This window comes from Sorangium sp. So ce176 (assembly GCF_051519835.1).
In the GTDB taxonomy this organism is placed as follows: Bacteria; Myxococcota_A; Polyangia; order Polyangiales; family Polyangiaceae; genus Sorangium; species Sorangium cellulosum_G.
Window position 1 is genome coordinate 2,486,827 of the sequence record NZ_CP150371.1, and the last position, 24,203, is coordinate 2,511,029.

The window sequence follows — 24,203 nt, forward strand, 5'->3', positions numbered from 1 at the left end:
GGCGCGTCGCGCGCGGTCAGGGCTTGGTCCGCGTGCGCCGCGGCGGGCTCCGCGCGCCGCGCTCCGCGTGGGCGCGGGCGCTGCCGGGGCGGGACGGGGCCGGCATGTCCGGCTCGCGCAGCGTGGTGCGCAGCTTGTCGAGCAGCCGCGTCAGGGTGGAGATCTCGGCCTGGCTGAGCCCGGAGAACACCCTCGCGACGCGCGCGGCGTGGCGCCGCTCGGCGTCGCGGAACGCGCGCTGGCCCTTCGCGGTCAGGTGGACCCGCCACGCGCGGCGGTCGCTCGGGTCGGCGCGCCGCTCGACCATGCCGTCGCGCGCGGCGCGGTCGACGAGCCCGGTGAGGTTGCCCGCCGTGACGAGCATGCTGCGGGAGAGCGACGCGAGCGTCTGCCCGTCGCTGCGCACGAGGTTCGCCAGCAGGTCGAAGCGCGGGAGGGTCATCTCGTGCTCCAGGTCCTCGCGGATCGCGGCGAGCGCGCGCTTGTGGACCGCGAGGATGCGCACCCAGGCGCGGACGGCCGCCTGATCGCCGCGCGCGCTCTCGGGGGAGGGGGCCACGGCGAGCGGCCGCCGCGCCGGCGCCCCGCGCCTCACGGGGCGCCCTCGTCCACGCCGGGCGCCTGCGCGTCCCCGGGCGCCGCCGCGACCCCGCCGGCCGCGTCGAGCGCCGCGACGGCCTCGATCTCGACGAGCGCGCGCGGCTCGAGGAGCCCCGCGACGCCGACGAGGGCCATCGCCGGGAAGCGCTTGCCGAACCGCGCGCGCCACGCGGCGCCGATCGCGCGGCGCGCGCCCCGGTACGCCTCGAGGTCGGTCACGTAGACCGTCATCCGCGCGACGTCGCCCGGCCCGCCGCCCGCGGCCGCGACGACGGCGAGCACGTTGTCGAGCGCCTGCGCGAACTGCTCGACCAGATCGTCGCTCCGGATCTGCCCCGACGCGGCGTCCCACCCGATCTGCCCCGCGACGTGCAGCGTCCTGCCGCGCGTCACGACGCCGTTCGCGTAGCCGCTCGGCGCCGCCCACCCGGCGGGCTGGACGATCTCGAGGCCGCCGCTCACCGCATCACCGCCCCGCCGTCGACCGAGATGGCCTGGCCGTGGATGCTGCGCGCCTCGTCGCTGCAGAGCATCGACACGACGAGCGCGACCTCCTCGGGCTCGACCATGCGGCCCTGGGGCGACATCGCCTCGAGCGAGCGCCGCGCCGCGTCCTCGCCCCGCCCCGTCTTCTCGGCGATGCGCGCGATCGCCTCGTCGGCCATGCGCGTGTTCACCCACCCGGGGCAGACGCAGTTGATTGTCACCGGCGTCCGGGCGATCTCCAGCGCGATCGTCCGGGTCATCCCGATCATGGCGTGCTTCGACGCGCAGTACGCGATCGAGTAGGCGAACCCGATGAGCCCCGCGGTGGAGGCGACGTTGACAACGCGCCCGAACCCGCGCGCGATCATCTTCGGGACGAGGGCGCGGCACAGCACGAAGGGGCCGGTCGCGTTGACCGCGAACATGCGGTCCCACATCGCGTCCGTGGTCCTGTCGAACGGCGCGCTCTCGGCCGCGCCCGCGTTGTTGACGAGCACGTCGATGGGCCCGATCTGGCCCTCGAGCGCGGCGAGCGCCGCCAGCGCGCCCTCGCGATCGCCCACGTCGAGCCGGACGGCGACGCCGCCGACGGCCGCCGCGGTCTCGTCGATCTCGGCCTGCGTGCGGCCGGCGACGGCGACGCGCGCGCCGTCACGCGCGAGCCGCTCGGCGATCGCGCGGCCGACGCCGCGACCTCCGCCCGTGACGAGCGCGAGCTTTCCTTCCAGCGACATGCGGAGCACCTAAATCATATATATATGAAGCACACGCCGAAGTCACCCCTCGACGACGCCCGGCGCGGCGTCCGCCCGGCGACCGGACGCGCTCGGCCGTCCTGCGCGGAGCGCCGCGTCGCGTCTGTCCGGCCGCTCCGGCGCGCGCGTACCCTGTCGATCTCGGCGAGCGCGTGCGCCACCATCTCGCGATGCGTTCCTCCTTCGCCGCGCGGATGGCCGCGGCATCGTCGCTCGTCGCGGGGCTCGGCTGCGGCGACGCGGGGCCGGGCGTCGCGTCGATCTGGGTCTCGCCTGCGCAGGGCGAGCTCCGCGGAGAGCGGTTCTTCGACGCGCCGTGGCCGAGCGATCTGCGCCGCGAGGGCGGCGCGGTGCGGCTCGACGGCTACCACAACCCGCGGCGGCTCAGGATCCTCGACGAGTACGTCCGCGAGATGGACGCTGTCCTCGACGGCTTCTCCCCGTCGGCGGCGGGGTTCCTGCGCTTCGCGGGGCCGATCGACGTCGCCTCGCTCCCGTCGACGCCGGCGCTCGCCGTGAGCCCGCTCGGGGCGGTGCAGCTCATCGACGTCGACCCGGGCTCGCCGGCGCGCGGCGAGCGGCGCCCCATCTCGGTCCACTTCCGCCGCGAGCCGGGCGTGTACTGGCCCGCGAACACCCTCGCCTTCATGCCCGTGATGGGCTTCCCGCTGCGGCCGCGGACCCGGTACGCGCTCGTTGTCACGGACGCGCTGCGCGCCGAGGGCGGCGGCCCCGTCGAGGCGGGCCCGGCGCTGCGCCAGGCGCTCGGGATCGACCCGGCCGGCGCCGAGGTGGAGGTCGCCCGGGAGGCGCTCGCTCCGGCGGTGGACGAGATCGAGGCCGCGGGCGTGGACCGGGGGCGCATCGTCCACCTCGCGGTGTTCACCACGTCCGACCCGACAGCGGAGCTCTTCGCGCTGCGCGATCACCTGCGCGCGAACGTCCCGCCCCCCGAGGCGCGGCCGGCGCTCTGGCGGCTCGTGAACCACCAGCGGACGTGGGACGAGTACGCCGGCGTCTACGGGCCCTCGCCGAGCTACCAGGTGGGCCGGGCGCCGTACGCGAGCCACGCGGACGGCGGCGGCTTCGCGACCAAGAACGGCGAGCCGGTGATCTCCGGCTACTTCGACCTGCGCTTCTCGATCACGGTCCCGTCCGCGAGCCGCTGCCCCATGCCCGAGGCCGGCTACCCGGTCGTGCTCTACGCCCACGGGACCGGCGGCGATTACCGGTCCTACGTCCGCAGCCACACAGGCCTGCAGCTCGCGCAGCGGTGCCTCGCGGTCATGGGCGTCGATCAGATCTTCCACGGCGCGCGCCCGGAGGCGCCGCTGGATGCGGCGCAGACCGGGGTCCTGTTCTACAACGTGCAGAACGTGGTCGCGGCGCGGACGAACGCGCGCCAGTCGGCGCTCGACGAGGTGCAGCGGGCGCGCCTCTTCACCGAGTCGCGCATGACGGTGCCCGCCGGCGTCTCCAGCACCGGGGAGGAGATCCGGTTCGATCCGTCGAAGATCGTGTTCTTCGGGCACTCCCAGGGCGGGCTCAACGGCCCGCTCTACCTCGCGGCGGACGACTCGGCGAGGGGCGGCGTGCTCTCCGGGGCGTCGGCCGTCATGTCGGTCACGCTGCTCGAGAAGACGAACCCGCCGCCGAGCATCGCGGCGCTGGTCAAGTCGGTCTTCCTCGGGCTGATGGACGGGGAAGACGCCGAGGTGAACGAGTTCCACCCGGCGATCTCGCTCGCGCAGTCGATCGTCGACGTGGTCGATCCGATCCACTACGCTGCGCGCCTGTTCGTCGCGCCCCGCGACGGCTTTGCGCCGAAGAGCATCTACATGACCGAGGGAATCAACCCGGATGGCAGCGGCGACTCCTACGCGCCGCCGCGCGGCATCGAGATGCACGCGCTGGCGATGGGCTTGCCGCTTCAATCGCCCGCGCAGCGCCCGATCCGGGAGTACGGCTTCGGCGGCCCTCGGCCGGTCGAGGTGCCGCCCGGGGGGCTCGCGGGCAACCTCGCCGGCGGCCGCGCCTCCGGCGTGCTCGCGCAGTGGCCGATCGCCGAGGGGAGCGACGGTCACTTCGTTGTCTTCGACGTGCCCGCGGCGGCCGCCCAGGCCCACGGGTTCCTCGAGAGCCTCGCGGCCGCGCCCTGCGGGCGGGTGCCGGCGCCATGAGCGCGGGGGGCGATCTCGCGTCGCGCGTGGCGGCGCTGCTCGCGCGCGACGGCGTGGAGGCGCGGCCCGCGTCGACGGGCGCGGGCGCGTGGCCTCCGGGGCTCGTCGAGCCGCCGGACGTCGCGGCGCTCTACGCGGCGGCGGACGGCCTCGCGCTCCCGGACGGCACGCTGATCCTGCCGCGCGGCGACGTCGCGCGGGCGACGGCGTGGCTCGTGGAGGAGCGCTCGCTCGACTGGGCGCACGACCTCGTGATCGTCGGCGAGCGGGAGGATCTCGTGATCGTGCTCGATCTCGACGTCGCGGGCGAGCGCGCCGGGGGCGGCGTGCTGGAGGTGCCGACCGACGGGCTCGCCTCGTTCCAGCGCGTCGCGCGCACGGTGGTCGGCTACCTGGAGCGGCGCCTCGGCGTCGCGGGGGCCGAGCCCGCGTCGCCCGAGGTGCGGGCGCGCGAGGCGGCGGCGCGCCGCGATCTCCCGGCGCTCGCCGAGGCGCTCGCGGAGGCGATGTACCCGGGCGCGGAGCGGCAGACGGCGCACGCGGCGCTCACGCTGGGCGCGCTGCTGTCGGAGCGCGGGGACGAGGGGGCGATCGACGCCTTCGCGCGCTCGGTCGAGGCGCGGGTCGCTGCCGCGCCGCGGGGGGCGGCGGGGCCGGAGCGCCTCGCGGCGTGGCGCGCGTGCGAGATCGCGGCGCGGGAGGCGGGGGCGGAGGCGATCGCCGCGGCCTGCGCGGCGCGGGCGCGGGGCGGGGGGTAGGCGAGGCCCCTGTCCCGGGCGACAGCGCTCTCAGAACACGCGCCCCAGCCCGTCGAGCGCAGCGACGCGGTACGCCTCGGCCATGGTGGGGTAGTTGAAGGTCGTGTTCACGAAATAGCGAATCGTGTTGTTCGGCGCCGGCTGCGACATGATCGCCTGCCCGATGTGGATGATCTCCGCCGCGTTCTCGCCGAAGCAGTGGATGCCGAGCAGCGCGAGCGTCTCGCGGTGGAAGATCAGCTTCAGCATCCCGACCTGCTGGCCCGTGATCTGCGCGCGGGCGAGCGTCTTGAACGTCGACTTGCCCACTTCATAGGGCACCTTCTCCTCCGTGAGCTCCCGCTCGCTCTTGCCCAGCGACGAGATCTCCGGCGTCGTGTAGATGCCCGTGGGGATGTCCCGGACCAGCTTGTGCTCGGCCTGGCCGCAGATGTGGCTCGCCGCGAACCGGCCCTGGTCGTAGCTCGCGCTGGCGAGCGCCGGGAAGCCGACGACGTCGCCGACCGCGTAGATGTGCGGCTGGCTCGTCTGGAAGGTCTCGTTCACCTCGAGCTGGCCGCGCTTGTTCGCCGTGATGCCGACGTTCTCCAGGCCGAGATCGGCCGTGTTGCCCGTCCTGCCGTTCGCCCAGAGGAAGACCTCGCTCTTGAGCTTCTTCCCGCTCTTCAGCGACACCACGACCCCCTCCTTCGTGGCCTCGACCCGCTCGTGCTCCTCGCCGTTCAGCACGCGGATGCCGGTGTCGCAGAAGTGGTAGCCGAGCGCGTCGGTGATCTCGTCGTCGAGGAACTCCAGCAGCTTGGCGCGGGTGTTCACGAGGTTCACCGAGACCTGCATGTTGCGCAGCATCGACGCGTACTCGCAGCCGATGACGCCCGCCCCGTAGATCGTGATGCTCCGGGGGGTGTGATCCATGCGCAGCAGCGTGTCGCTGTCGAAGATGCGCGGGTGGTTGAAGTCCACGTCGTCCGGCCGGTACGGGCGGGAGCCGGTCGCGACGACGAAGCTGTCGGCCGTGAAGCGCCGGCGCTGGCTCCCGTCGGTCTCCACCTCGATCGTGCGCGGGTCGACGAACCTGGCCTGCCCCGGGATGAGCCGGACGTTGTTGTGATCGTAGAAGCCCTCGCGCAGATCGACCTGCTCGTCGATGACGTGGTTCGCGGTCGCGAGGAGCTCGGCGAACGGGTACTCCGGGACCACATCCATCCGCTTGTAGATGGGGCTCTGGTTGATCATGTTCATGTGGTAAATCGCGCGGCGGAGCGCCTTGCTCGGGATCGTGCCCCAGTGGGTGCAGCCCCCGCCGACCCGCGTGTAGCGCTCGATCGCCGCGACCGATTTGCCGCTCTTCGCGGCCGTCATGGCGGCGCCCTCGCCGCCCGGCCCCGTTCCGATGATGATGAGATCGAAGTGAGGGGTGGTCACCATCGCGTGTCTCTCCTCCGGCCAACGTCCAGCGAGCGCCGCGCGCGTCGCCCGCGCCGGCAGGAGGCTACTCGAACTGGAGCGGCTCGTCGTCGTCGCCGACGCCGAGCATCTCGAGGATCTGGCGTACCTCCATCGCCGTCTCGACCTCCGGGCCCGCGTCGAGGAAGCCCTGGAGGTGCTTGCGGGCGAGCGCGCGGTTCCCGCGGGCCGCGTAGGCGAGCCCCATCGCGTGCATCGCCTCGCCGTCCTTCGGGAAGCGGCGGAGCGCCTCCTTCGCCTGCGCGATCGCGCCCTCGGTGTCGCCGAGCCGCCGGAGCGTGTGCGACAGCGCCACCCGCGCGCCGAGGAAGCTCGGCGCGATCCGCACGGAGGCGCGGTAGGCGTCGCGCGCCGGCTCGAGCTCGCCGATCTCGTAGAGCGCGTGACCCAGCAGGTTGAACGCGTACGGGTTCGACGGCGAGGTCTTGATCACGTCGCGCAGCGCGATGAGCGCCGCCTGGAACTGCTCCTCCTGCAGGAGCTCGGCCGCCTCTTCGACGGCCTCCCAGTGGGCGGCGTCCACCGATTCGTCCACCACAGCTCTGAGCACCATGGCCCGCAGTCTAGTCAGAATCCGCGCGCCGTCCCGGCCCCCTTCGTGGTACCGCCCGGGCCGTGAGGCGCCCGCCGCGGACCAGGCTGCTCTTGTGGCACGCGAGCGCCGCGCTCCCCGTCCTCGGCGCCGCCGCGGCGTTCTACGGCCCCGCGCTGGCCAGGACGGGCGGCGTCTGGCCGGCGCCGCTCGATGACGTCTACATCCACTTCGGGTTCGCCCGCGCCGCGGCCCTGGGCCACCCGCTCTCGTGGATACCGGGCAACGGCTACTCGTCCGGCGGCACCAGCCTGACGTACCCGCTCGTCCTCGCGCCCGGGTACCTGCTCGGCTTCCGCGGCCCCTGGCTCGGCCTCTTCGCCGCGCTGCTCGCGTGCGCCGCGCTCCTCGACCTCTGCCGCTCGCTCCGGCGGCTCCTCGAGCCGCGCGGCCCTGGCGCCGCCTCGTCGCGCTGGGTCGCGTGGGTCGCGCCGCTCTTCGTCGTGGCGGTGCCGCTGCTCGACTGGAGCTGGTTCTCCGGCATGGAGGTCGCGCTGCTCGGCGCCGTGCTGGGCCGCGCGCTCGTCGCTGTGCGGCGCGCGGAGCTCGCCCCGCCGGCGCGGCGCCCGGCCGCGCAGCGCCGCGCGGGGCTCCTCGTCGCGCTGCTCGTCGCGACGCGCCCCGAGGCCGTCGCGCTCGCGGCGCCGCTCGCCGTCGCGGTAGCCCACGCGGCGGGCTCGCTCAGCGCGGCCGCGGCGCTCGCGCGCGCGTCCCTGCCCACGGCGCTGCTGCTCGGCGCGAACGCCGCTGCGAACCGCGCGTTCACGGGGGAGTGGGGCGCCGCGGGGGCCGTGCGCAAGCTCATCCTCTCGAACCCGTACCCCGCGCCGCTCGAGAAGGCGGTGGAGGTGATCAAGAACCTCGCCGCGCTGCGGGTGCAGGCGCTGGAAAGCGCGCTCGGCGGCCCGTCCTTCGCGCTCCTCCTGCCGCTGCTCGGCCTCGTCGCGGCGCTCGACAGGCGCTCGCGGCGCCTCGCCGTGCCGCTCCTGATCGGCGCCTACGGCTCGCTGCTGCTCGTCGCGCTCAACGCGACGGCGCGCTACCAGAACCTCCGCTACGCCGCCCCGGCGCTCGCGATGCTGCTCGTCGCCGCGGCCCTCGGGACCGAGGCGCTCGCGCGGCGGGGCCGGCTCGCGGCGGGGGTCGCCGCGGCCCTCGCGCTCGCGGCCCTCGCCGCGCCGTCCGCGTGGTTCGCGCGGCAGATCGACCATTTCGCCCGCGCCTCGGCGAACATCGCCGGGCAGCACGTCGAGGTCGCGCGGCGGCTGGCCGCGCGCGTGCCGCGGCCGCGGCGGGTGCTCCTCGGCGACGCGGGCGCGATCCCGTACCTCTCGGGGATCCCGGCCATCGACGGGCTCGGGCTCGGCGGCTACAGGGGGATGCCGTTCGCGCGGGCCTCGGTGCACGGGGTGCCCGCCGTGGTCGAGCTCATCGAGCGGCTCGACGCCGCCGATCGGCCTGACGTCTTCGCCCTGTACCCATCCTGGTGGGGCGGGCTCGCGGACGTCTTCGGCCGGCGCGTCGACGCGGTGAAGATCGACGACAACGTGATGTGCGCCGCGGACGAGAAGGTGATCTACGAGGCGGACTGGTCGGCGCTCGCGCCGCCCGGCGAGCGCCGCGACGGGGCCATCGACGAGGTGGACGTCGCGGACCTGATCGACGAGCGGGCGCACCGCTATGCCTTCTCGACGCCGCGCGGCGGCTGGGTCATCGGCGCCGTGCTGCGGGACGGCGAGGCCGACGCGGGCGGCGCGCCGCGGTTCGACGCGGGCAGGCTGATCCCGGAGGGGCGCGAGCAGTCGTTCGCGATCGGGCCGATCGCCCGCGGCCCTGCCGTGCTCGCGCTGCGCACCGACGGGGGCGGACCGATCGCGCTCGGCGTCGCTGTCGGGCGCGCGGCCGAGGGCGAGGTGCGCGTCGAGGTGCCCGAGCGCCCGGCGGACCGCTGGTCCGAGATCCGGGTGCCCCTGCGCGAGGTCGCGCCGGGAGAGCTCGTCCGGATCCGCTCGCTCCAGGGCACGTTCCGCAGCTTCCATGTCTGGCTGCTGAGGCCGTGATCGCCCGCGCTGCGCGGCGCCGCGCCACCGATGCAGCGCCCGGAGCCGCCGGACCTCCGTCCACGTCGTCGCCTCGGCCGCCCGCGACACAGCGCGTCGGGAGGGCGCGAGGACGTCGCGCGGCGGAACCATGGTAAGAGCCCCGCGTGGTGAAGTGGTTGCGTGCGGCGGCCATCGCGGCGACCGGCAGGGAGGTGGCCTCGTTTGCGAGGCAGGCGGTCCTCTTGCCGTACGACACCCTCGCGCCGGTGGTCCCCGCCGGCGCGCGCGACGGCGACGATGTCGTCATCATCCTGCACGGGCTCTTTGCGTCGGCCGGCGTCCTCCGGCCGTTGCGGACGGCGATCGAGCGTCACGCCTCCGTGTCGCGCGCGTCCCGGTCTCCTGGCCGGCCGGGCTCGTCGCGGGCCGAGCCTCCGGCGTCGTCGGTCCACACGGCGACGATGTCGTACGCGCCCGGGCCTGGCGTCGAGGTGCTGTCCGCGCGCCTCGCCGCCCTGGTCTCGACGCTCCCGGACGGCGCGCGCTTGCACCTCGTCGGCCACAGCATGGGCGGCATCGTGTGCCGCTTCTTCGCCCAGGAGGTCGGCGACCCGCGGGTCGTGCAGACCATCTCGATGGCGAGCCCGTTCGGCGGCATCCCGCGCGCTGCGCTGCTCGGCTTCGGCGGCGCGCGCGATCTCGACGCGTCGAGCCCGGTCCTCCGGCGCGTCCTCCTCGGGACGGCGCGGTCGAGCGTCCCGCACCTGTCGATCATCGCGGGCGCTGACACGCTGGTCCGCTCGCCCATCGCGCATGCGCTGCCTGGCGGCGAGGTCCGCGTGATGGAGGCGCGCGGGCACAACACGCTCCTCTTCGACCCCGAGGTGGCGACCCTCGTGGGGCGTCGGATCGTCGAGCGGCGGGGCATCGTACGCTGACGGCGCGCTGATCCCGCGCCGACCTATCCTCGCTCGGCGCTTCGTGGTAGCTCGCTCCGCGTGCGCTCGCCGATCGCCATTCTCGTCGCCCTCGCGGGTTTGCTCGCCCCGCTCGCCTGGTCATCGCCCTCGCGCGCGGACACCTCCGCGTGGTCCTTCTTCGGCGCCGGCGCTGTCGGCTGGAAGCAGGGGGACAGCGATCTCGTCTTCGACGGCGCGCTGTCGCTCGACGTCGGCGTCGGCACCACGCCCGACGCGCCCGTCATCTTCGGCGGCCTCGTGCGCGCGACCCCGCTCCTCGACAGCGGGATCGATCTCGCGTTGCTCGCCCGGGTCGCGACCCGCGGGTTCCAGGCCGGCCAGCTAGGTCTGGCCGTCGACGCCGGCGGTTACCATCGCTTCTGGGGCCCTGGTTCCACCGGCGTTGCCGGCGCGCTCACGCTGGGCGCTCCGCTCGGCATCAGCCTGTCGCTCCAGGGCAGCTACGGCACCGACAACGCCATGTCGTTCGGCGCCATCGCGGGCATCGACGTGCTGCGGCTCACCGTGTACCGCCAGTCGCTCCTGCAGCACTGGCCAAACCCGTTCCCCGCGCAAGGCCGCGACGTCGCCTCGCGCTGAGCCGTCCTCGGCCGCGCGACGAAGACGCTCGCCGGGGGCCGGGCAGCTCGGCACCACCCCTCGCCCCCAGCGACGCCCGCGTCAGCTCAGGGCGTGTACCCCGCCAGCGCCCCCACGAGCCGGTCGAGGTCCGCGCGGCCATGCCGCTCGGTCACCGCGACGAGGAGCTCGTCCCTCCGCCGCGGATCGATCCGCCCGAGATCCAGCCCCGCGATGATCCCCTGCTCGGCCAGCGCCCGCGTGAGCTTCCCCGCATCCCCCCCGCGGACCTTGACGACGAACTCGTGGAACGTCGGCGCCGCCATCGGCAGCGCGTACCCGTCGAGCCGCGCGATCTCCCGCTTGAGGTGCTCGGTCTTCGCGAGGCACTGCCTCGCCGCCTCCACGAACCCGCGCTTGCCCAGCATGCACATCCGCATCGTGACAGCCGTCGCGCACAGCCCGCTGTTCGTGCAGATGTTGCTCGTCGCGCGCTCGCGGCGGATGTGCTGCTCGCGCGTCGCGAGCGTCAGCACGTACCCGCGCGTCCCGTGCTTGTCGACCGTCTCGCCCACCAGCCTGCCCGGCACCTGCTGCAGGTACTTGCGGTCGTTCCGGCACGCGAACAGCCCGACGTTGGGCCCGCCGTACTGCGGCGGCAGCCCGAGCGGCTGGCCCTCCGCCACAGCGATGTCCGCGCCGAGCGCGCCCGGCGACTCGAGCAGCGCGAGCGCATACGGATCCAGCGTGACCGTGATCAGCAGCGCGCCCTTCTGGTGGCACGCCTCGGCCACCCGCCGGATGTCGCCCACCCCCCCGAAGAAATTCGGGTAGCCGACCACCACGCAGGCCGTCGTCTCGTCGATCGCCCGCGTCAGCGCGTCCACGTCCGCCGTGCCGTCGCCGCCGACGTCCACGCGGACCAGCGACGCCTTGCCGGTCCCGATGCCGTGCACGTACGTCTCGACCGTGCCGACGTAGTCCGGGTGCACGCCCCCGGACAGCACCGTGCGCTCGCGCCCCGTCAGGCGGCGCGCCATCAGCACCGCCTCCGCGAGCGCGCTCGCGCCGTCGTACATCGACGCGTTCGCGACCGGCAGCCCCAGGATCTCGCTCACGATCGTCTGGAACTCGAAGATCACCTGGAGCGTGCCCTGGGAGACCTCGGGCTGGTACGGCGTGTAGGCGGTGTAGAACTCGCTGCGGAGCAGGAGCTGATCGGCCGCCGGCGGGAAATGGTGCTCGTAGGCGCCGGCCCCCAGGAACGAGAGCATCCGCCCGGCGCGGTTCTTCTGCGCGAGCTCCTCGAGGTGCCTCATGAGCGAGGCCTCATCCAGGGGCGGATCCATCGAGAGCGGGCGGGTGAGGCGCGCCTCCTTCGGGATCGCGCTGTAGAGCTCCTCGAGCGACGACAGGCCGACGGCCTGCAGCATCTCGCTGATTTCCTCGGGCGTATGGGGCAGGTAACGCATGGTCTTGTGCAGCGGGAAGGGGGATGCGGGAAGTGTGGCGAAGGCGCGCGGCGCTCAGTGCGCCGCGGTCTTCAGGATCTCAGCGTACGCGGCGGGCTCCAGGAGCGCGCCGAGCTCGCCCTGGTCCGAGGGCGTGACCTCGATCATCCAGGCCTTGCCGTAGCAGTCCTCGTTCACGAGCTCCGGGCGGTTCTCGAGGTCGGAGTTCACGCGCGCGACCTTGCCGCTCACCGGCGCGAACAGGTCGCTCAGCGTCTTGACGCTCTCGATCGTGCCGAAGGCCGTGCCCGCGGTGATCGTGTCGCCGGGCTTCACGTCGAGGTTGACCAGCGTGATGTCGCCGAGCTGATCGACCGCGAAGGCGGTGATCCCGATCACGACCTGGTCGTTCTCCTGCTTGGCCCACTCGTGATCCTTCGTGTACCGCCGGTCCGTTCGGACATCATCGCTCGCCATGTGACTTCTTCTCCCTTTACCAACCTGGGTCTCTGGTCGCCTCGCCGCCGCTCGGCCGACCCGCGCGCGCCTGCGCGACCACGGCCGCGCGCGGGTCAGGCCCGCTTGTAAAATGGGGTCTTGACCACGACCGCCTCGACCGAGCGCCCGCGGCAGTCGACCTGGAACGTGGTCCCGACGGTGGCCATCGGCGCCGGCAGGTAGCCGAGCCCGAGGTTCTTGCCGACTGTCGGCCCGGGGCTGCCGCTCGTGCAGACGCCGACCTTCGCGCCGCTGGCGTCGAGCAGCGGGTAGCCGTGGCGCGCGATGCCGCGCCCCACCATCTCGAAGCCGATCAGCTTGCGCGAGGGCCCCTCCTCCTTGACGCGCTGGAGCGCGGCGCGCCCGACGAAGTCGCCCTTGTCGAGCTTCACCACCCAGCCGAGGCCCGCCTCGATCGGGTTCGTCGTCTCGTCGATGTCGTTGCCGTAGAGCGACAGGCGCGCCTCGAGGCGGAGCGTGTCGCGCGCGCCGAGGCCCGTCGCCTCGAGGCCGAGCGGGCCGCCGAGCTCGACCAGCGCGCGCCAGAGCCGCTGCGCGTCGGACGGGGAGCAGAAGATCTCGATCCCGTCCTCGCCGGTGTAGCCGGTGCGGGCCACGGTGCAGCGGACGCCCGCGATCGTCGCGTCGCGGAAGTGGAACGACGGCAGCTCGCGCAGCGCCGCGCCGTCGCCGCCCGCGAGCGCGGCGATGTCGAGCGCCTTCGGCCCCTGGAGCGCCATCATCGCGGTGCGGTCCGAGGCGTCCTCGAAGCTGCAGTGGTTCTGCGCCGCGCTCCGGAAGTGGGCGGCGATCTTGTCGCGGTTCGACGCGTTGCAGACGATGAGCCACTGCCGCGCTTCGATCCGGTAAACGATGAGATCATCGAGGATCGTGCCGGCCTCGTTGCACGCGCACGTGTAGAGCGCGTGACCGTCCTCCAGCTTCTTGACGTCGTTCGTGACGAGGTAATCGACCACCTGCCCGGCGTGCTCGCCGCTCAGGATTATCTCGCCCATGTGCGAGACGTCGAAGAGCCCGGCGGCGGTGCGCACGGCCCGGTGCTCCTCGGTCACGCCTTTGTACTGGACCGGCATCTCCCAGCCGGCGAACGGGACCATGCGGCCGCCGAGCTTGATGTGCTCGTCGTAGAGCGGGGTCCTTCGGAGCGGAGCGGTGGGGAGCGGCTTGGTCGACACGGGCGCGATCTACTTCGAAAGGTCGAGGATGTCGACTGGCGCGGGCCCGTCTCGCGACGCCGGACGTCGAGCCCGCCGCCCGCGCGGCGCGTCGCCGTCGCGCTCACTCGAGGCGGGTGGGATCGAGCACCTTGCCGTCCGGCGTGAGCCCGTTGCGGCGCCAGCGCTCCTCGACGGACAGGCCCCGCTCGGGGGGCGGCCGCGTCTCGTCGCGGACGACGAGCTCCGAGACGTGCGCGCGCGAGACCACCTCGATCCGGATCATCCGCTGAGGCGCGCTCTTCACTGTCGCGCGCGAGAAGATCGTCTTCGCCGGCCCGGTCTCGACGTTGCCCGCGAGCACGCGCGTGCGCACGTAGTTCGCCACCCGCTCGGCCGGGATTTCCCCGACCGCGAAGACAGCGTCGGGGAAGCGCGCGCGCACCTTCATGCGCCGCGGGATGGGCAACCCGAACGCCTGCTCGACGCCCTCGGCGAGCTCGCCCGGCAGCGCCTGGTCGACCGGCGGCCTCCGCGCCGAGGCCTCGCTCGACGGCGGCGCCGGCGCCGGCGCGCCCGCGTCGCTGCGGCAGGCGAGCGCGGCGCACGCGCACGCGACGCACGCGGCGAGCGCCGCGGCGCCGCGCGGCAGGCCGGCGCGCTTCATTCGATGATCGTCGCCCACGAGTCGATCTTAACGATCCTGCGCGGCGCCTGCAGCGACCTCGTGCTCGTGCGCGTCTCGGCCCCCTGGGCGTCCTGCTGGCCCGCGGCGCCGGTGTGGAACACGAGCTGGTACTCGGGCGGGCTCGACTGGCTGACGATGGTCTGCGTGCCGAAGTACGGATCGGAGTAGGTCTCCGTCTCGATGCACGTCGGCTTCTGGGTGACGGCCACGCCGAAGACGACCGTGCCCGGCGCCTGATCCTCGAAGTGCTGGGGCGGCGCCAGCGGATCGATCACGAGGCAAGCGTTCGGGTACGCGGCCGGGTTCCCCGCCTGGCCGCGCAGGTAGTCGACGCCCCAGATCGAGCCGAACCCGTCCGCGCACGCGTAGGTCCCGGGCGCGGCGGGCGTGAACGTCGCGAAGTACGCGCAGCCGTTGAAGAGCGAGATCGGCCCGGTCACGCGCTTGCCGTCCGTGAAGGGGACGACCCAGTTCTCGGTGAAGCGGACGCCGTTCGTGACCGGCCGCTCGGTGATCGACCAGGCCCGCGTCTCGACGGTGCCCGCGGTGAACGCCTCCTGATCGCCGGTGGAGAACAGGACGACCGTGTTGCCGAGCGGATCGGTGCTCACGACAGGCGTCGTCTGGATCGGCTGGCTGCTCGCCGCTGTGTCGCTCTCGAACGAGTACGCGTCCCAGGCGAGGCTCACGGTCCAGTTGTCCGGGTTGGGGCTCGCCAGGCGGACGTGCCAGAGCGTGCCATCGGCGTCGCCGACGTAGATGCGCTCCGCGACCTCGCCGACGCCCGACGGGAACGGCACGGGCACGCCGGTGATCGGCGAGTCGAAGTCGACAACCTCGGTCCGCGACGAGAGCCCGGCCGGCCCCTCGTCGGCGTGGCCCCGGAACGTGCGGAGCACCTCGCCGGTGTCGAGCCGGACGATCGTGAGCGAGCGCGCCGCGCCGACCTGGCCGTTGGTGCTCGCGGTGCCCCAGCACCGGACCGAGTCGCGGACCGACAGGTTGCCCGTCGGCTGGAAGTACGGGTGCGTCGCGCTCTTGCGGGGGCACGCGCTCTGGTTCGGGTCGAGCGGGGCCGAGCCGCCGGGCAGGATGGCGACAGCGACCTCGCGGAACCCGCTGCCGGCCTCGAGCGTCACTGTCGCGATCGCCGGCGTCGGCGTCGTCTCGCCGAACAGGTCGTTGCCGCTGTCGTCCGTGGAGAGCTGCCAGAGGAACCGCGGCTCCCGCGGGTCCGTGATGTCGAGCGCGTAGTAGAAGCCGCCGCCCGCGCCGCCGCCGGCGAGCAGCACGGTGTTCCAGGTCGACGAGCCGGCGGCCGCCTGCGCGCCCGTGCGCTCGAAGACGACGTTCTTCACGACGGGCGCGCCGTCGAGCAGGATGGATTGCTGGTTGAACGTCTGGAGGAGCCGCGGGAGCACGTGGGGCGGCAGGAACGACCAGAGCTCGTTGTTCTGGACGCGATCCACCTTGAGCGGGTCGGCCGCTGTCGCCGCCGTCACCTGGAAGGCGTGGAGCTGCCCGTCGGTCGTGGCGGCGTAGAGCATGAGCGGCCGGTTCGCGTGATCCGGGTCCTCCGCGAAGAGCCTGTAGGACTCGTCGGGGATGGTGTCGCGCGGCGGCCCCACGACGACCGGGGTCGAGTGGTAGATGCTGCCGAGCTCGTTGCCGTCTCGGGACGGGACGTCCGAGGGCATCGGCTCGCCGATCTCCCACGCGACGAGGCGCTCGGCGCACTGCGTGGCGGTGTTCACCCGCAGCCCGCCCGAGCACTGCGGGGGGACGGTGCCCGCGCTGGGATCGAGCTTGAGCGCGCGCGCCGCCTGGGAGAGCTCGTTCGCGAACAACGACGCCGGCGCCGGCGCGCCGCCGCCGGTCACCGTGCCCGTGTAGCTCCCGAGGCCGTCCGTGGCCACTGTCGCGGGGCGGATGCTCCGCTGCGACCAGATGTTCTGCGCGCCGTCGGCCTCGCCGATCACGGTGAAGAACCTCCGGGGCCGCGAGAGGTCGTTCGAGTTGACGTTGGCCGCGAAGTCGTCGCCCTTGCTGGGGTCGATGTCCTCGAGCTGCGTCGTCATCACGCCGTTCACCGCCTCGCACACGAAGCGCTTTCGCTCGAGGTTGCCGCTCCACATCGAGCCGTCCGGCGGCGGGCTGAACGACGAGCCGAACTGGTAGGCGACGCCCGCGGCGTCGCTGCCTGTGTCCGCGGTCGTGGCCGCGTTGGCGAAGACGGGGATGGTGCGGCTCGTCGAGTTCGAGGCGATGCGCGCGAAGATCTGCGACATCACCGCGGAGAGCTCGTTGGCGTCGTCCGGGAAGTAGCCGCGGTCGGTCCCGCCCTCGATCGCGATGCGCGACAGCGTGCAGCACGCCTTGAGCGCGTTCGAGGCGCTGTCGCAGCGCCCGCCGGGCAGGAAATCGCCGCTGGAGAGCGTCGCGCAGTTGAAGCTCGGATCGCTGAGCTCCTGCCGCGCCCGGGTGGTGAGGCCGAACCCGACGGTATAGGTCTGCACGCGCCGGTTCGGGTTCACGTGGGTGTTGAGCGCGTGGGCGACGACGTGCGGCTCCTCGTAGGGGCAGCCCGTCCCTTCCGGGCCGGGGCCTGGCCCCTGCGCGCAGGTAGGGCGCAGGTCGAGGTTCGGCTCGCCGTCGGAGATGAGCACGATCGAGGTCTTGCGGCAGCCGCCGCTGATGTACGGGTCGTCGCGCGGGCCGAGCGGCCGGCCTTGCCAGATCGAGGCCTCGTTGAGGATGTAGTCGCGCGCGTCGGTCAACATCCCGGCGAGCGGCGTCGCGCCGTAGGGGCGCGTCGCGATCAGCGCGTCCTGGATGCGCTGGTTCGTCGCGCGGACCTCGGTGATGTCCGCCGTGTAGGACGGGAAGGGGACGAGCGGCCCCTCCCAGAGCGGCGCGGCCGGGTTCTTGGCGCCGACCTCCATGTCCTCGACAGCGCAGTCGGGCGGGTTGCCCCGCGCCGGGTACCCTGCGCCGCTCTGGAACTCGAGGAAGTAGCTCCACATCCCCGCCATGCCGCCCACGGGATCGGGCGTGCCTCCGCTGAGCCCGGTCCTCGCGTCGGGGAGCGTGTCGAACGTCATGAGCGAGAACCGGATCCTGTCGCCGTAGACGTCGAGCAGGCCGGACGTGGCTTGATCCCACCCCATCCCCGCCGCGCAGGGCTGGGTCGCGTCGTCGAACGGGTGCTCTCGCAGCGTGTTGTAGTCCGCCCCGGGGCCCTTCGTGCAGCCGCGGGAGAGCAGGCGATGGAACGGAATGTAGTAGTTCCTGTCGTAGGGCGGCTCTGAATTGAGGCTGAACTCGTCGACGAACTCGGAGCTCGTGCGCGGCTGCGCGTAGCACGAGAAGTCCGTGATCGGCCCGGTGAGCGACTCGACGAGCTTCGCCCAGCGGCTCTTCAGGCCCTCGTTGGCAGGCGCGTTGAGCGGGTTGCAGTCCGGCTCGCCGCCCGCCACCGTCTTTTCCATCGATCCCGACGTGTCGACGAGCAGGAGGACGTTGGGGAGCGGCGGCTCGACATCCATGGCCTGCCCGCGCGCGCGGGGGGCGAGGAGGCCGACCGTCGCCGCGGAGCCCATCGTGACAAGCACCTTCGTCAGGTTTCGCATCGTGCGCTCCGGTTCGTCGCCTTCACTTGCAGAGGACATGGGCCACGAGGGACAGGGCTTCCTGGCTGCCTGCCGTGGCGATGACCTCGTCTTCACCGACCGGGTCGCCAGGATCCGGCCAGGCGATGAGCCGCCCGTTCATGGCGACCGTGCAATAGTCCACATCCACCTGGTTCTGATCGGTCCGGGAGGTGCCTTCGTGGTTCCCCAGCGCCGGCTGTATCTTGTCGGTCACCTCCACCTCGAAGCTCCATCGGACGTCCTTGCGACCGAGGCTTCCTGGCGCGTCGGGCGCGTCGAGCTCGAGGAGGCCTTCCGCCGCGTTGCGCTGGAGCTCGCGGGAGTTGATCGTCCAGCAGCTGGCGGGGGTGCCCAGGCAGTTCTCCCCCGTGGCGAGCCCGCCGTTCAGGCCGCCCTTCTGCTCGATCTCGGCGAGCGCGAGCTGCATTGCATACTCCGCGAGGTAGTGAGTCTGCGTCATCCGACGCGCATGGCCGCTGGCGATGGTCGACAGCGTGGCGGCGTGCGCCGCGAACAGGCCGATGGCGGTGAGCATCGTGATGACCAGCACGACGATGAACACGGCGGCGCCCCGCTCGCGGGATCGCCGAAGGGACCGGGCGATGCTTGCGTTCTTCATCTTGGTTCTGCCAGGTTCGGGAGCGCGACATCGGCGTAGAGCGTGCGCATCCGGGCGAACACCGGAGGGGCTCCCGCCGGCACCGTGTCTGCCAGGGTGTTGACCCCGGAGACGATGCCGGGGATCAGGAACCTGAGCCTGCGGCCGTCGGTGCCCACGGGGAAGCCGACGTCGCGGTCGGGCGCCCGGGTGCGGGTCGAGAGCCGGATCTGGACCGAGCGCACGTCCTCCGGCCTGGCGAGAGGCTGGTTGTTCGCGGCGGCGATGGTGTACACGTTCGCGTTGTCGGTCGCGGTGATCGGATACCGCGTGATCTGCGGGGTGATCTTCTGCTGGGCCGTGTCCGCCTGCAATGCGGAGATCCCGAACTTGAGATCGACGGCGTACTCCGCGATGACCTCGAGCGTCTCGGGCCTCTCTTGATCCTCGTCGTCGAGCTCGATCCGCACGAGCTCGGTGCGCCCGTTGTCGCCGGTGAGCGCCGGCGTGATGGGCGTCACGAGCGAGCTATAGGACGTCGCCTTTCCGACAAGGCTCCGGATGTCGTAGCGGACGCGGGAGATGACGCTCACCCACGCGTGCGCGCCGCTGAGGGGGAGGCCGCACTCTGGCTCGACATCCCGCGTCGTCACCCCGGGAGGGGACTTGAGGAAGACGAGGTTCCCGGGCTCCATGCGGTCGATGACGGCATACAGGTGCTTCTGATTCGGCCGGCTGATCCGCAGGAAGCGCCCTCCCTGGAAGATGTCCTCCAGCCCCTGTCCGCCGCCTTGCGCGCGCTGGATCGTGCGCCTCGTGGCGGCGCTGTCGAGGAGCCGGATGTACCAGGAGCCGTTGTCGTTGACGACGCGCGACTCGAACACCTCGGTGCTGTTCAGGCTGCCGCCGATGATGATCGCGTCCGGCCACATGCTGTTGACGATGCTCTGGCCGAGCTCCGAGGGGTGGAGGAACACCGACCCCTGGCGCTGTATCGTGACGCCCGCGAGCAGCCTCAGGCCGGTCGGCGTGATCGGCGGGGCGCCGCAGCGCTGGTTGTCGTTCGGCGACTGGATGTTGCCGGTCGACAGATAGGCGGCGCGCTGCAGATCCGTCGCGAGCCGGTTCAGCCCGATCGTCGCGGCGAGGTGCGAGGCGGAGGCCCTCGCCTCGTTCTGAAAGAAGCGGGTCGCGTTCTTCGAGAGCAGGAAGGCCGCCAGCGACACGACGAGGCCGGCGGCCATGGCGACGAGCAGCTCCACGAGCGTGAAGCCTCGCTGTCCTGAGGCGCGCGGGCGCGCGGGGGAAGTGTGTCGGTCTCGCATCGCTGTCACTGCTCGCTCGTGTTCCGACGGACGGCGGTCGTGACGTAGACCGCGCCGAAGCGCTCCGGCTCCGCGTCGACGATGACCGGGGCGACCCCGCAGTCGATCGGGTTGCCGTTGCGCTCCCAGACGACGCGGATCTCCGCCCGGATGAGGGTGGGCCAGCGCCGCGTGCCCGTCGTGGCGTCGGTGAACTGGGTGAAGCGGACATGCGTGCAGAACGCGGGCTGCGACGGGTCGCCCCCGTGGATGTCGGTCCCGAACACGTCCGCGACCGGCGCCCCGAGCGCGGGGATCGGCGTGGGCGCGACCTTGGCGGGGAACGGGGAGGTGGCCATGAGGCTGAGCCAGTCCGTGTCGCTGTCGCGGTCCGGGACCCCGCCGGGATCGTTCCACTGGAGCGCGTCCACCCGCAGCCGCTCCGCCCAGGTCATGGCGATGTTGTTGGCCATCGTGAGGTTGCGCGCGTTCGTGTTGCTGATGAGCGTCGCCTTCTGCAGCGCGAGCACCCCGGTGGCGCCGATCGAGAGCACGCCGAGCGCCGCCATGACCTCGATGAGCGTGTAGCCGCGGCTCGCCGGCCGCCTCGCGCGCGCCGCGCTCACAGGCCGAGCCTCGCGACGCCGTTCGGCGGGACGAAGACCGAGCGCGGGAGGCCGGTCCTCGTGTTGGTCACGTTGACGCGGAGCGCGCCGAGCAGCGGCCCGAACCCGGCGCCGAAGTTGTAGCGGACGAACGTCCTCCCCCGCGCCGTGAAGCACACGTCGGCGCTGTCTTGCACGGCGCCGTCGGGAGGGGTGGGATCGCGGAGCTCCACCGCGGCCAGCTCGGTGCCCGTGACGTTGAACCGCGTGACAAGCTCGGTCTCGGTCGGGTCCATCCAGTTGAGCACGCTGAGGCAGCTCTTCGAGATCAGCGAGCCCGCCACGATGCCCTCGATGCGCGCCTGCCTCACCTCGAACTCGCCCGTCGAGGCCGTCCACCGCACGAGGACCGCCGTCCCGCGCCCGATCGCCTGGTGGCGCGCGAGGCGGTAGATGCCGCTGATCTCCATGGCGGTGCGGTTCACGCGGCGATCGCGCATCGCGTTCACGAAGCTCGGCGACGCCGTGGCCGCGAGGATGCCGATCAGGACGACCACCGCGAGCAGCTCCGGGAGGGTGAAGCCGCGCGCGCCGCGCCGGCGCCGCGCGCGCCCTCCCCGAGCGCAGGCCCGCAGGCCGCCGGGATCACGAAGAGGCGAACAGGAAGAGGAACGCACCGAATGCCGGGCAAAGGCAAGCCGCGTGCCCTGTTCGATTCGCGCCAAGTTGTGGAATTTCATGGGGAATCTCTCAAAGAACCGCGCGGCGGGCGCTAACGATTGCGGCGCTATGAAAAAAGGTGCAAGGCGAACGGGCCATGCGATTCCCGCCGGAAAGGTGTTCATCGAGAGTCCTGTTGGCCCACAGCGCGTCTCCCGCGGGGCGCACGCTCGGCGTGCTGCTCGCGGGGGCGCTCACGGCCGCGCTGGCCGCGGGCTGCGGCAAGAAGGAGGAGGAGCGCATGGGCGCGCCGCCCCCGCCTGCGCCGGCCGCCAAGCCGGCGGCGTGCGCGGGCGGAGGGGGGACGATCGGCGACGCGGCGAGCGCGCCGTTCTTCCCGCGCACGATCGGCGGGTTCTGCCTCGACCCGAACGGCGCCGAGAAGACGTTCGGAGAATCGGCCTCCCTGCCGCTCGACAGCATCTGCGACATGTTCGACGGCGAGTGCGAGATCTACAAGGGATTCGGCGTGCGGCGGGTGGTCGAGGCGCGGTACGTGAGCGGCGCCGGTGGCTCCGCGACAGTCGACGTCCACCTCTCGAAGTTCGGGTCCACCGAGGGCGCCTACGGGATGTTCACGAAGCGCACCGTGGGCGACGGCGACCCCGCCGACGAGGCGACGCCGCGCCCCATCGAGGGCGGCGGCGCGGCCGCGATGGGGGTGGGCAACGCGTACCTCTGGCGCGGGCAGTACCTCGCCGAGATCACGTACAACGACGAGGCGCTGGCCGAGGCGGCGCTCAAATCGTTGAGCGAGAAGGTCCTGCCCGGGCTCGTGAAGGAGATGGGCGCGAAGCTGCCCGGCGAGCCGGCGCTGCCCCCGGCCGCGGCGACGCTGCCCAAGGACAACATGATCCCGCTCGGGGTCCGGTACGAGACGAAGGACGTGCTCGGCGTCGACGGCGCGGGGCCGGGCGCGTTCGGCTACTACAAGGAGGTCGACAAGCGCTACCGGGTGCTCGCGGTCGTGCGCGGCGACGTCGACCAGGCCAAGGACGTGCTGTCGACGCTGGCGAAGCTGCCGGGCGCGTCCCGGGAGAAGGGCATCGGCGACGGCGCGGTGCGCCTGATGCACAAGGAGGGCGACACCCCCGCCACCGAGTGGATCTTCGCCCGCGCGGACAAGACCGTCTACGGCGTCGGCGACGAGGCCCGCGTGCTCCGCAGCGGCATGACCGCCGACGAGCACGCCAAGGTGACGCTGACCAAGGAAGAGAAGTCGGCGCGGCTGAAGAAGCTCGTCACCGCGCCGGCGCCCTGAGCGCCGCGGTCGCTGTCCAGGGAGAGAGCGATCGGCGCGGCGGCACGTCGCCGCGCCGGCGCCTGCGCGCCGCGGGGGACGAGCGGGGCGCAGGGGGCGCTGCGAGGCGCCGCGCGGTCGCCTGGCGCCGCGAGGCGCCCGCGATCACTGCGTGCGGAGGATGACGTGGAAGCCGAACGGCGTCTCGACGAGGTCGCTCACCTCGCCGACCTTGATCTTCTCGAGGCCCACCTGGAACTCCGGGACCATCGCGCCCTTCGGGAACTTGCCGAGGTCGCCGCCCCGCTTGTCCGCGCCCGGCTCGTCCGAGTACTCCTTCACGATGTCCGCGAACTTGCTCGGGTCGGCCTTGGCCTTCTTCATGGCCTCGGTCGCGCGGGCCTGGGCCTCTTCCTTCGTGCGCTCGATGGTCGGGGGCGCGCGGCGGCTCCCCTTGTACATGACGAGCAGGTGCTTCGCGCCGAACATCTCCCGGGGCGCCTGCGCTGACTGCGCCGGGCGGGGCGTCGGCTTGGGCGCGGGCGCGGGCGACGCGGCGACGGCGTGCTCGTGCTCGTCCGGCGCCGGAGCGACAGGGGCCGCGAGGCGAGAGAGCGGCGTCTTGTTGAACATGCCGAAGAAGCCGAGGAGCCCGATCAGCACGAGCGCGCTGAGCACCGCGTGCGGCGTCCACCAGTACGGATCCTCCGGCTCGACGCCGTCGTCGTCGTCGTCATCGTCGCGGCCGTGGACCGCGGTGGCCTTCGCCTCCTCCTCCCCGTCGTCGTTGTCCTCGTCGGTCGACCCGTCCTCGTCCTCGAGGTCCTCGTCGTCCCTGGCCCTGTCCTTCTCGGTCTTCTTGCTCATATCGCTTCCCTGATCCGGGCCTCGGGCCTTAGCACGCGGCCGCGCCGGCCGTCAGCCGATCTCCGCCCAGGCGCTCGTGAGCACCGGGTCGGGTCGCCCCTTGACCGACGTGACCACCGCGACCTTGCCGCCCTCCAGCGCGTAGCCGCGCGTGACGAGCGTGTCACCGGGCCACACAGGCTTGCGGAACTGCGCGCCGTAGGCCCGCAGCTTGCTCGCGTCGCCGCCGGCCGCCTTCTGGATGATCGCGCGCGCCGCGAAGCCGTACGTGCAGAGGCCGTGCAGGATGGGCCCCTGGGTGAAGCTCGCCTTCGCCGCGACCTCGGGGTCGGCGTGGAGCGGGTTCTCGTCGCCCGAGAGCCGGTAGAGCAGCGCCTGCTCGGGCGAGGTCGCCTGCTCGACCTCCCAGTCGGGCTCGCGGTTCTTCGGCACGGGGGCCTCCGACTCGGCGTGCGGCGGGCGCGGCCCGCCGAAGCCGCCGACGCCGCGCACGATGATCGACCACACCGTGTCGAAGAGCGGCTCGCCCTCGAGCGTCGTCTTCGTCTCGATGATCACCTGCGCGAACTTCTTGAGGTCGTAGATGCCCGACAGGGTGGCGGTCGTGAACAGCGTCCCGCTCGCCGGGAGCGGGCGGTGCACCCGCAGCGTCTGCCCGCCGTGCACGATGAGCGGCAGCTCGGCGCCTGCCACCTCGAGCGCCTCGAACACAGTGCCCTGGGTCGGGATGACGCCGAACGTCGGGTAGACCTTCATGCCGCCCGGCGTGCCCTCGTAGAGGTACTCGAGCTCGTCGCGCCGGGCGCCGATGCCGAGCGCGTAGGTGGCCAGGGTCTTCCAGGTGAAGGTGAAGGCGCTGGGCTGGGTCGTGTGGCCGACCTTCGAGAGATTCAGCGGCATCGGGGGCTCCTCGCTGGGTGGGAACGGCCGAGGAGGCGTACAGACCTGGCGATGTCGCGTCAACTGCCGCGCTCTGGCGCCGCGCGCTG

At 72.7% G+C, this 24,203-nt stretch carries 22 protein-coding genes; 6 read left to right on the plus strand and 16 right to left on the minus strand.

Annotated features, from left to right (window positions below):
• Positions 1 to 16: 16 nt before the first annotated feature.
• Genes WMF42_RS09615 through WMF42_RS09625 form a run of 3 tightly spaced genes read right to left on the minus strand, consistent with a single transcriptional unit; the run spans position 17 to position 1,820 of the window.
• Positions 17 to 595: a MarR family winged helix-turn-helix transcriptional regulator gene (locus WMF42_RS09615; protein WP_061607512.1), complete on the minus strand. Its 579-nt coding sequence runs from the start codon at positions 593 to 595 to the stop codon at positions 17 to 19.
• Complete coding sequence (locus WMF42_RS09620; protein ID WP_061607513.1) at positions 592 to 1,062, minus strand: RidA family protein; 471 nt, start codon at positions 1,060 to 1,062, stop codon at positions 592 to 594. Before WMF42_RS09620 ends, WMF42_RS09615 begins: the two co-directional genes overlap by 4 nt.
• Positions 1,059 to 1,820, minus strand: a complete 762-nt coding sequence (locus WMF42_RS09625) for an SDR family NAD(P)-dependent oxidoreductase (RefSeq protein ID WP_061607514.1) — start codon at positions 1,818 to 1,820, stop codon at positions 1,059 to 1,061. Before WMF42_RS09625 ends, WMF42_RS09620 begins: the two co-directional genes overlap by 4 nt.
• Positions 1,821 to 2,011: 191 nt before the next feature.
• Between WMF42_RS09625 and WMF42_RS09630 the strand changes: the two genes are divergently transcribed.
• Entirely contained in the window at positions 2,012 to 4,021 is a 2,010-nt protein-coding gene (locus WMF42_RS09630; protein WP_155798275.1) for a hypothetical protein, read from the plus strand.
• The gene (locus WMF42_RS09635) at positions 4,018 to 4,779 is read left to right on the plus strand and encodes a hypothetical protein (RefSeq protein WP_437691630.1); all 762 of its coding nucleotides are present in this window, start codon (positions 4,018 to 4,020) and stop codon (positions 4,777 to 4,779) included. The genes WMF42_RS09630 and WMF42_RS09635 overlap by 4 nt, the downstream gene beginning before the upstream one ends.
• A 30-nt stretch (positions 4,780 to 4,809) precedes the next feature.
• On the opposite strand, the gene sthA is transcribed toward WMF42_RS09635, so the two are convergent.
• Complete coding sequence (sthA, locus tag WMF42_RS09640; RefSeq protein WP_061607516.1) at positions 4,810 to 6,207, minus strand: Si-specific NAD(P)(+) transhydrogenase; 1,398 nt, start codon at positions 6,205 to 6,207, stop codon at positions 4,810 to 4,812.
• Between the two features lie 64 nt (positions 6,208 to 6,271).
• Positions 6,272 to 6,799: a tetratricopeptide repeat protein gene (locus WMF42_RS09645; protein WP_437691632.1), complete on the minus strand. Its 528-nt coding sequence runs from the start codon at positions 6,797 to 6,799 to the stop codon at positions 6,272 to 6,274.
• A gap of 62 nt (positions 6,800 to 6,861) precedes the next feature.
• Here WMF42_RS09645 and WMF42_RS09650 point away from each other — a divergent pair, with 62 nt between their 5' ends.
• The 3 genes from WMF42_RS09650 to WMF42_RS09660 all read left to right on the plus strand — a co-directional run bounded on the left by WMF42_RS09650 (position 6,862) and on the right by WMF42_RS09660 (position 10,439).
• Positions 6,862 to 8,898: a hypothetical protein gene (locus WMF42_RS09650; RefSeq protein ID WP_437691634.1), complete on the plus strand. Its 2,037-nt coding sequence runs from the start codon at positions 6,862 to 6,864 to the stop codon at positions 8,896 to 8,898.
• 149 nt (positions 8,899 to 9,047) lie between these two features.
• Entirely contained in the window at positions 9,048 to 9,818 is a 771-nt protein-coding gene (locus WMF42_RS09655; RefSeq protein WP_437691636.1) for an esterase/lipase family protein, read from the plus strand.
• A 60-nt stretch (positions 9,819 to 9,878) separates the two neighbouring features.
• The gene (locus WMF42_RS09660; RefSeq protein WP_061609408.1) at positions 9,879 to 10,439 is read left to right on the plus strand and encodes a hypothetical protein; all 561 of its coding nucleotides are present in this window, start codon (positions 9,879 to 9,881) and stop codon (positions 10,437 to 10,439) included.
• 86 nt (positions 10,440 to 10,525) lie between these two features.
• Here the strand turns inward: WMF42_RS09660 and gcvPA are convergent, their stop codons facing one another.
• From gcvPA to WMF42_RS09705, 9 genes are all read right to left on the minus strand, one after another.
• Entirely contained in the window at positions 10,526 to 11,890 is a 1,365-nt protein-coding gene (gene gcvPA / locus WMF42_RS09665) for an aminomethyl-transferring glycine dehydrogenase subunit GcvPA (protein ID WP_437691638.1), read from the minus strand.
• 54 nt (positions 11,891 to 11,944) lie between these two features.
• Positions 11,945 to 12,346 (minus strand): glycine cleavage system protein GcvH, encoded by a 402-nt coding sequence (gene gcvH / locus WMF42_RS09670; RefSeq protein ID WP_437691640.1) that lies wholly within the window; start codon positions 12,344 to 12,346, stop codon positions 11,945 to 11,947.
• A 95-nt stretch (positions 12,347 to 12,441) separates the two neighbouring features.
• Entirely contained in the window at positions 12,442 to 13,563 is a 1,122-nt protein-coding gene (gcvT, locus tag WMF42_RS09675) for a glycine cleavage system aminomethyltransferase GcvT (protein WP_061609411.1), read from the minus strand.
• Between the two features lie 103 nt (positions 13,564 to 13,666).
• Positions 13,667 to 14,209 (minus strand): hypothetical protein, encoded by a 543-nt coding sequence (locus WMF42_RS09680; RefSeq protein WP_437691642.1) that lies wholly within the window; start codon positions 14,207 to 14,209, stop codon positions 13,667 to 13,669.
• Positions 14,206 to 17,859 carry a hypothetical protein gene (locus tag WMF42_RS09685; protein ID WP_437691644.1) on the minus strand — a complete coding sequence of 1,218 codons (3,654 nt, stop codon included), beginning with the start codon at positions 17,857 to 17,859 and terminating at the stop codon, positions 14,206 to 14,208. The genes WMF42_RS09680 and WMF42_RS09685 overlap by 4 nt, the downstream gene beginning before the upstream one ends.
• Positions 17,860 to 17,881: 22 nt before the next feature.
• Positions 17,882 to 18,499, minus strand: coding sequence for a pilus assembly PilX N-terminal domain-containing protein (locus WMF42_RS09690; protein WP_061611995.1), 618 nt, complete (start codon positions 18,497 to 18,499; stop codon positions 17,882 to 17,884).
• Positions 18,496 to 19,803: a PilW family protein gene (locus tag WMF42_RS09695; RefSeq protein WP_061611999.1), complete on the minus strand. Its 1,308-nt coding sequence runs from the start codon at positions 19,801 to 19,803 to the stop codon at positions 18,496 to 18,498. The genes WMF42_RS09690 and WMF42_RS09695 overlap by 4 nt, the downstream gene beginning before the upstream one ends.
• A gap of 5 nt (positions 19,804 to 19,808) precedes the next feature.
• Entirely contained in the window at positions 19,809 to 20,408 is a 600-nt protein-coding gene (locus tag WMF42_RS09700; protein WP_061611994.1) for a type IV pilus modification PilV family protein, read from the minus strand.
• Positions 20,405 to 21,232: a pilus assembly FimT family protein gene (locus WMF42_RS09705; protein ID WP_434046554.1), complete on the minus strand. Its 828-nt coding sequence runs from the start codon at positions 21,230 to 21,232 to the stop codon at positions 20,405 to 20,407. The genes WMF42_RS09700 and WMF42_RS09705 overlap by 4 nt, the downstream gene beginning before the upstream one ends.
• A gap of 11 nt (positions 21,233 to 21,243) precedes the next feature.
• On the opposite strand from WMF42_RS09705, the gene WMF42_RS09710 reads away from it, so the two are divergent.
• A complete protein-coding gene (locus WMF42_RS09710) occupies positions 21,244 to 22,368 on the plus strand; it encodes a DUF6599 family protein (protein ID WP_233562446.1) in 1,125 nt (374 codons plus the stop codon).
• A 144-nt stretch (positions 22,369 to 22,512) separates the two neighbouring features.
• Here the strand turns inward: WMF42_RS09710 and WMF42_RS09715 are convergent, their stop codons facing one another.
• Complete coding sequence (locus WMF42_RS09715; protein WP_081426958.1) at positions 22,513 to 23,214, minus strand: peptidylprolyl isomerase; 702 nt, start codon at positions 23,212 to 23,214, stop codon at positions 22,513 to 22,515.
• A 51-nt stretch (positions 23,215 to 23,265) separates the two neighbouring features.
• The gene (locus tag WMF42_RS09720) at positions 23,266 to 24,114 is read right to left on the minus strand and encodes a MaoC/PaaZ C-terminal domain-containing protein (RefSeq protein ID WP_437691648.1); all 849 of its coding nucleotides are present in this window, start codon (positions 24,112 to 24,114) and stop codon (positions 23,266 to 23,268) included.
• Positions 24,115 to 24,203 lie beyond the last annotated feature (89 nt).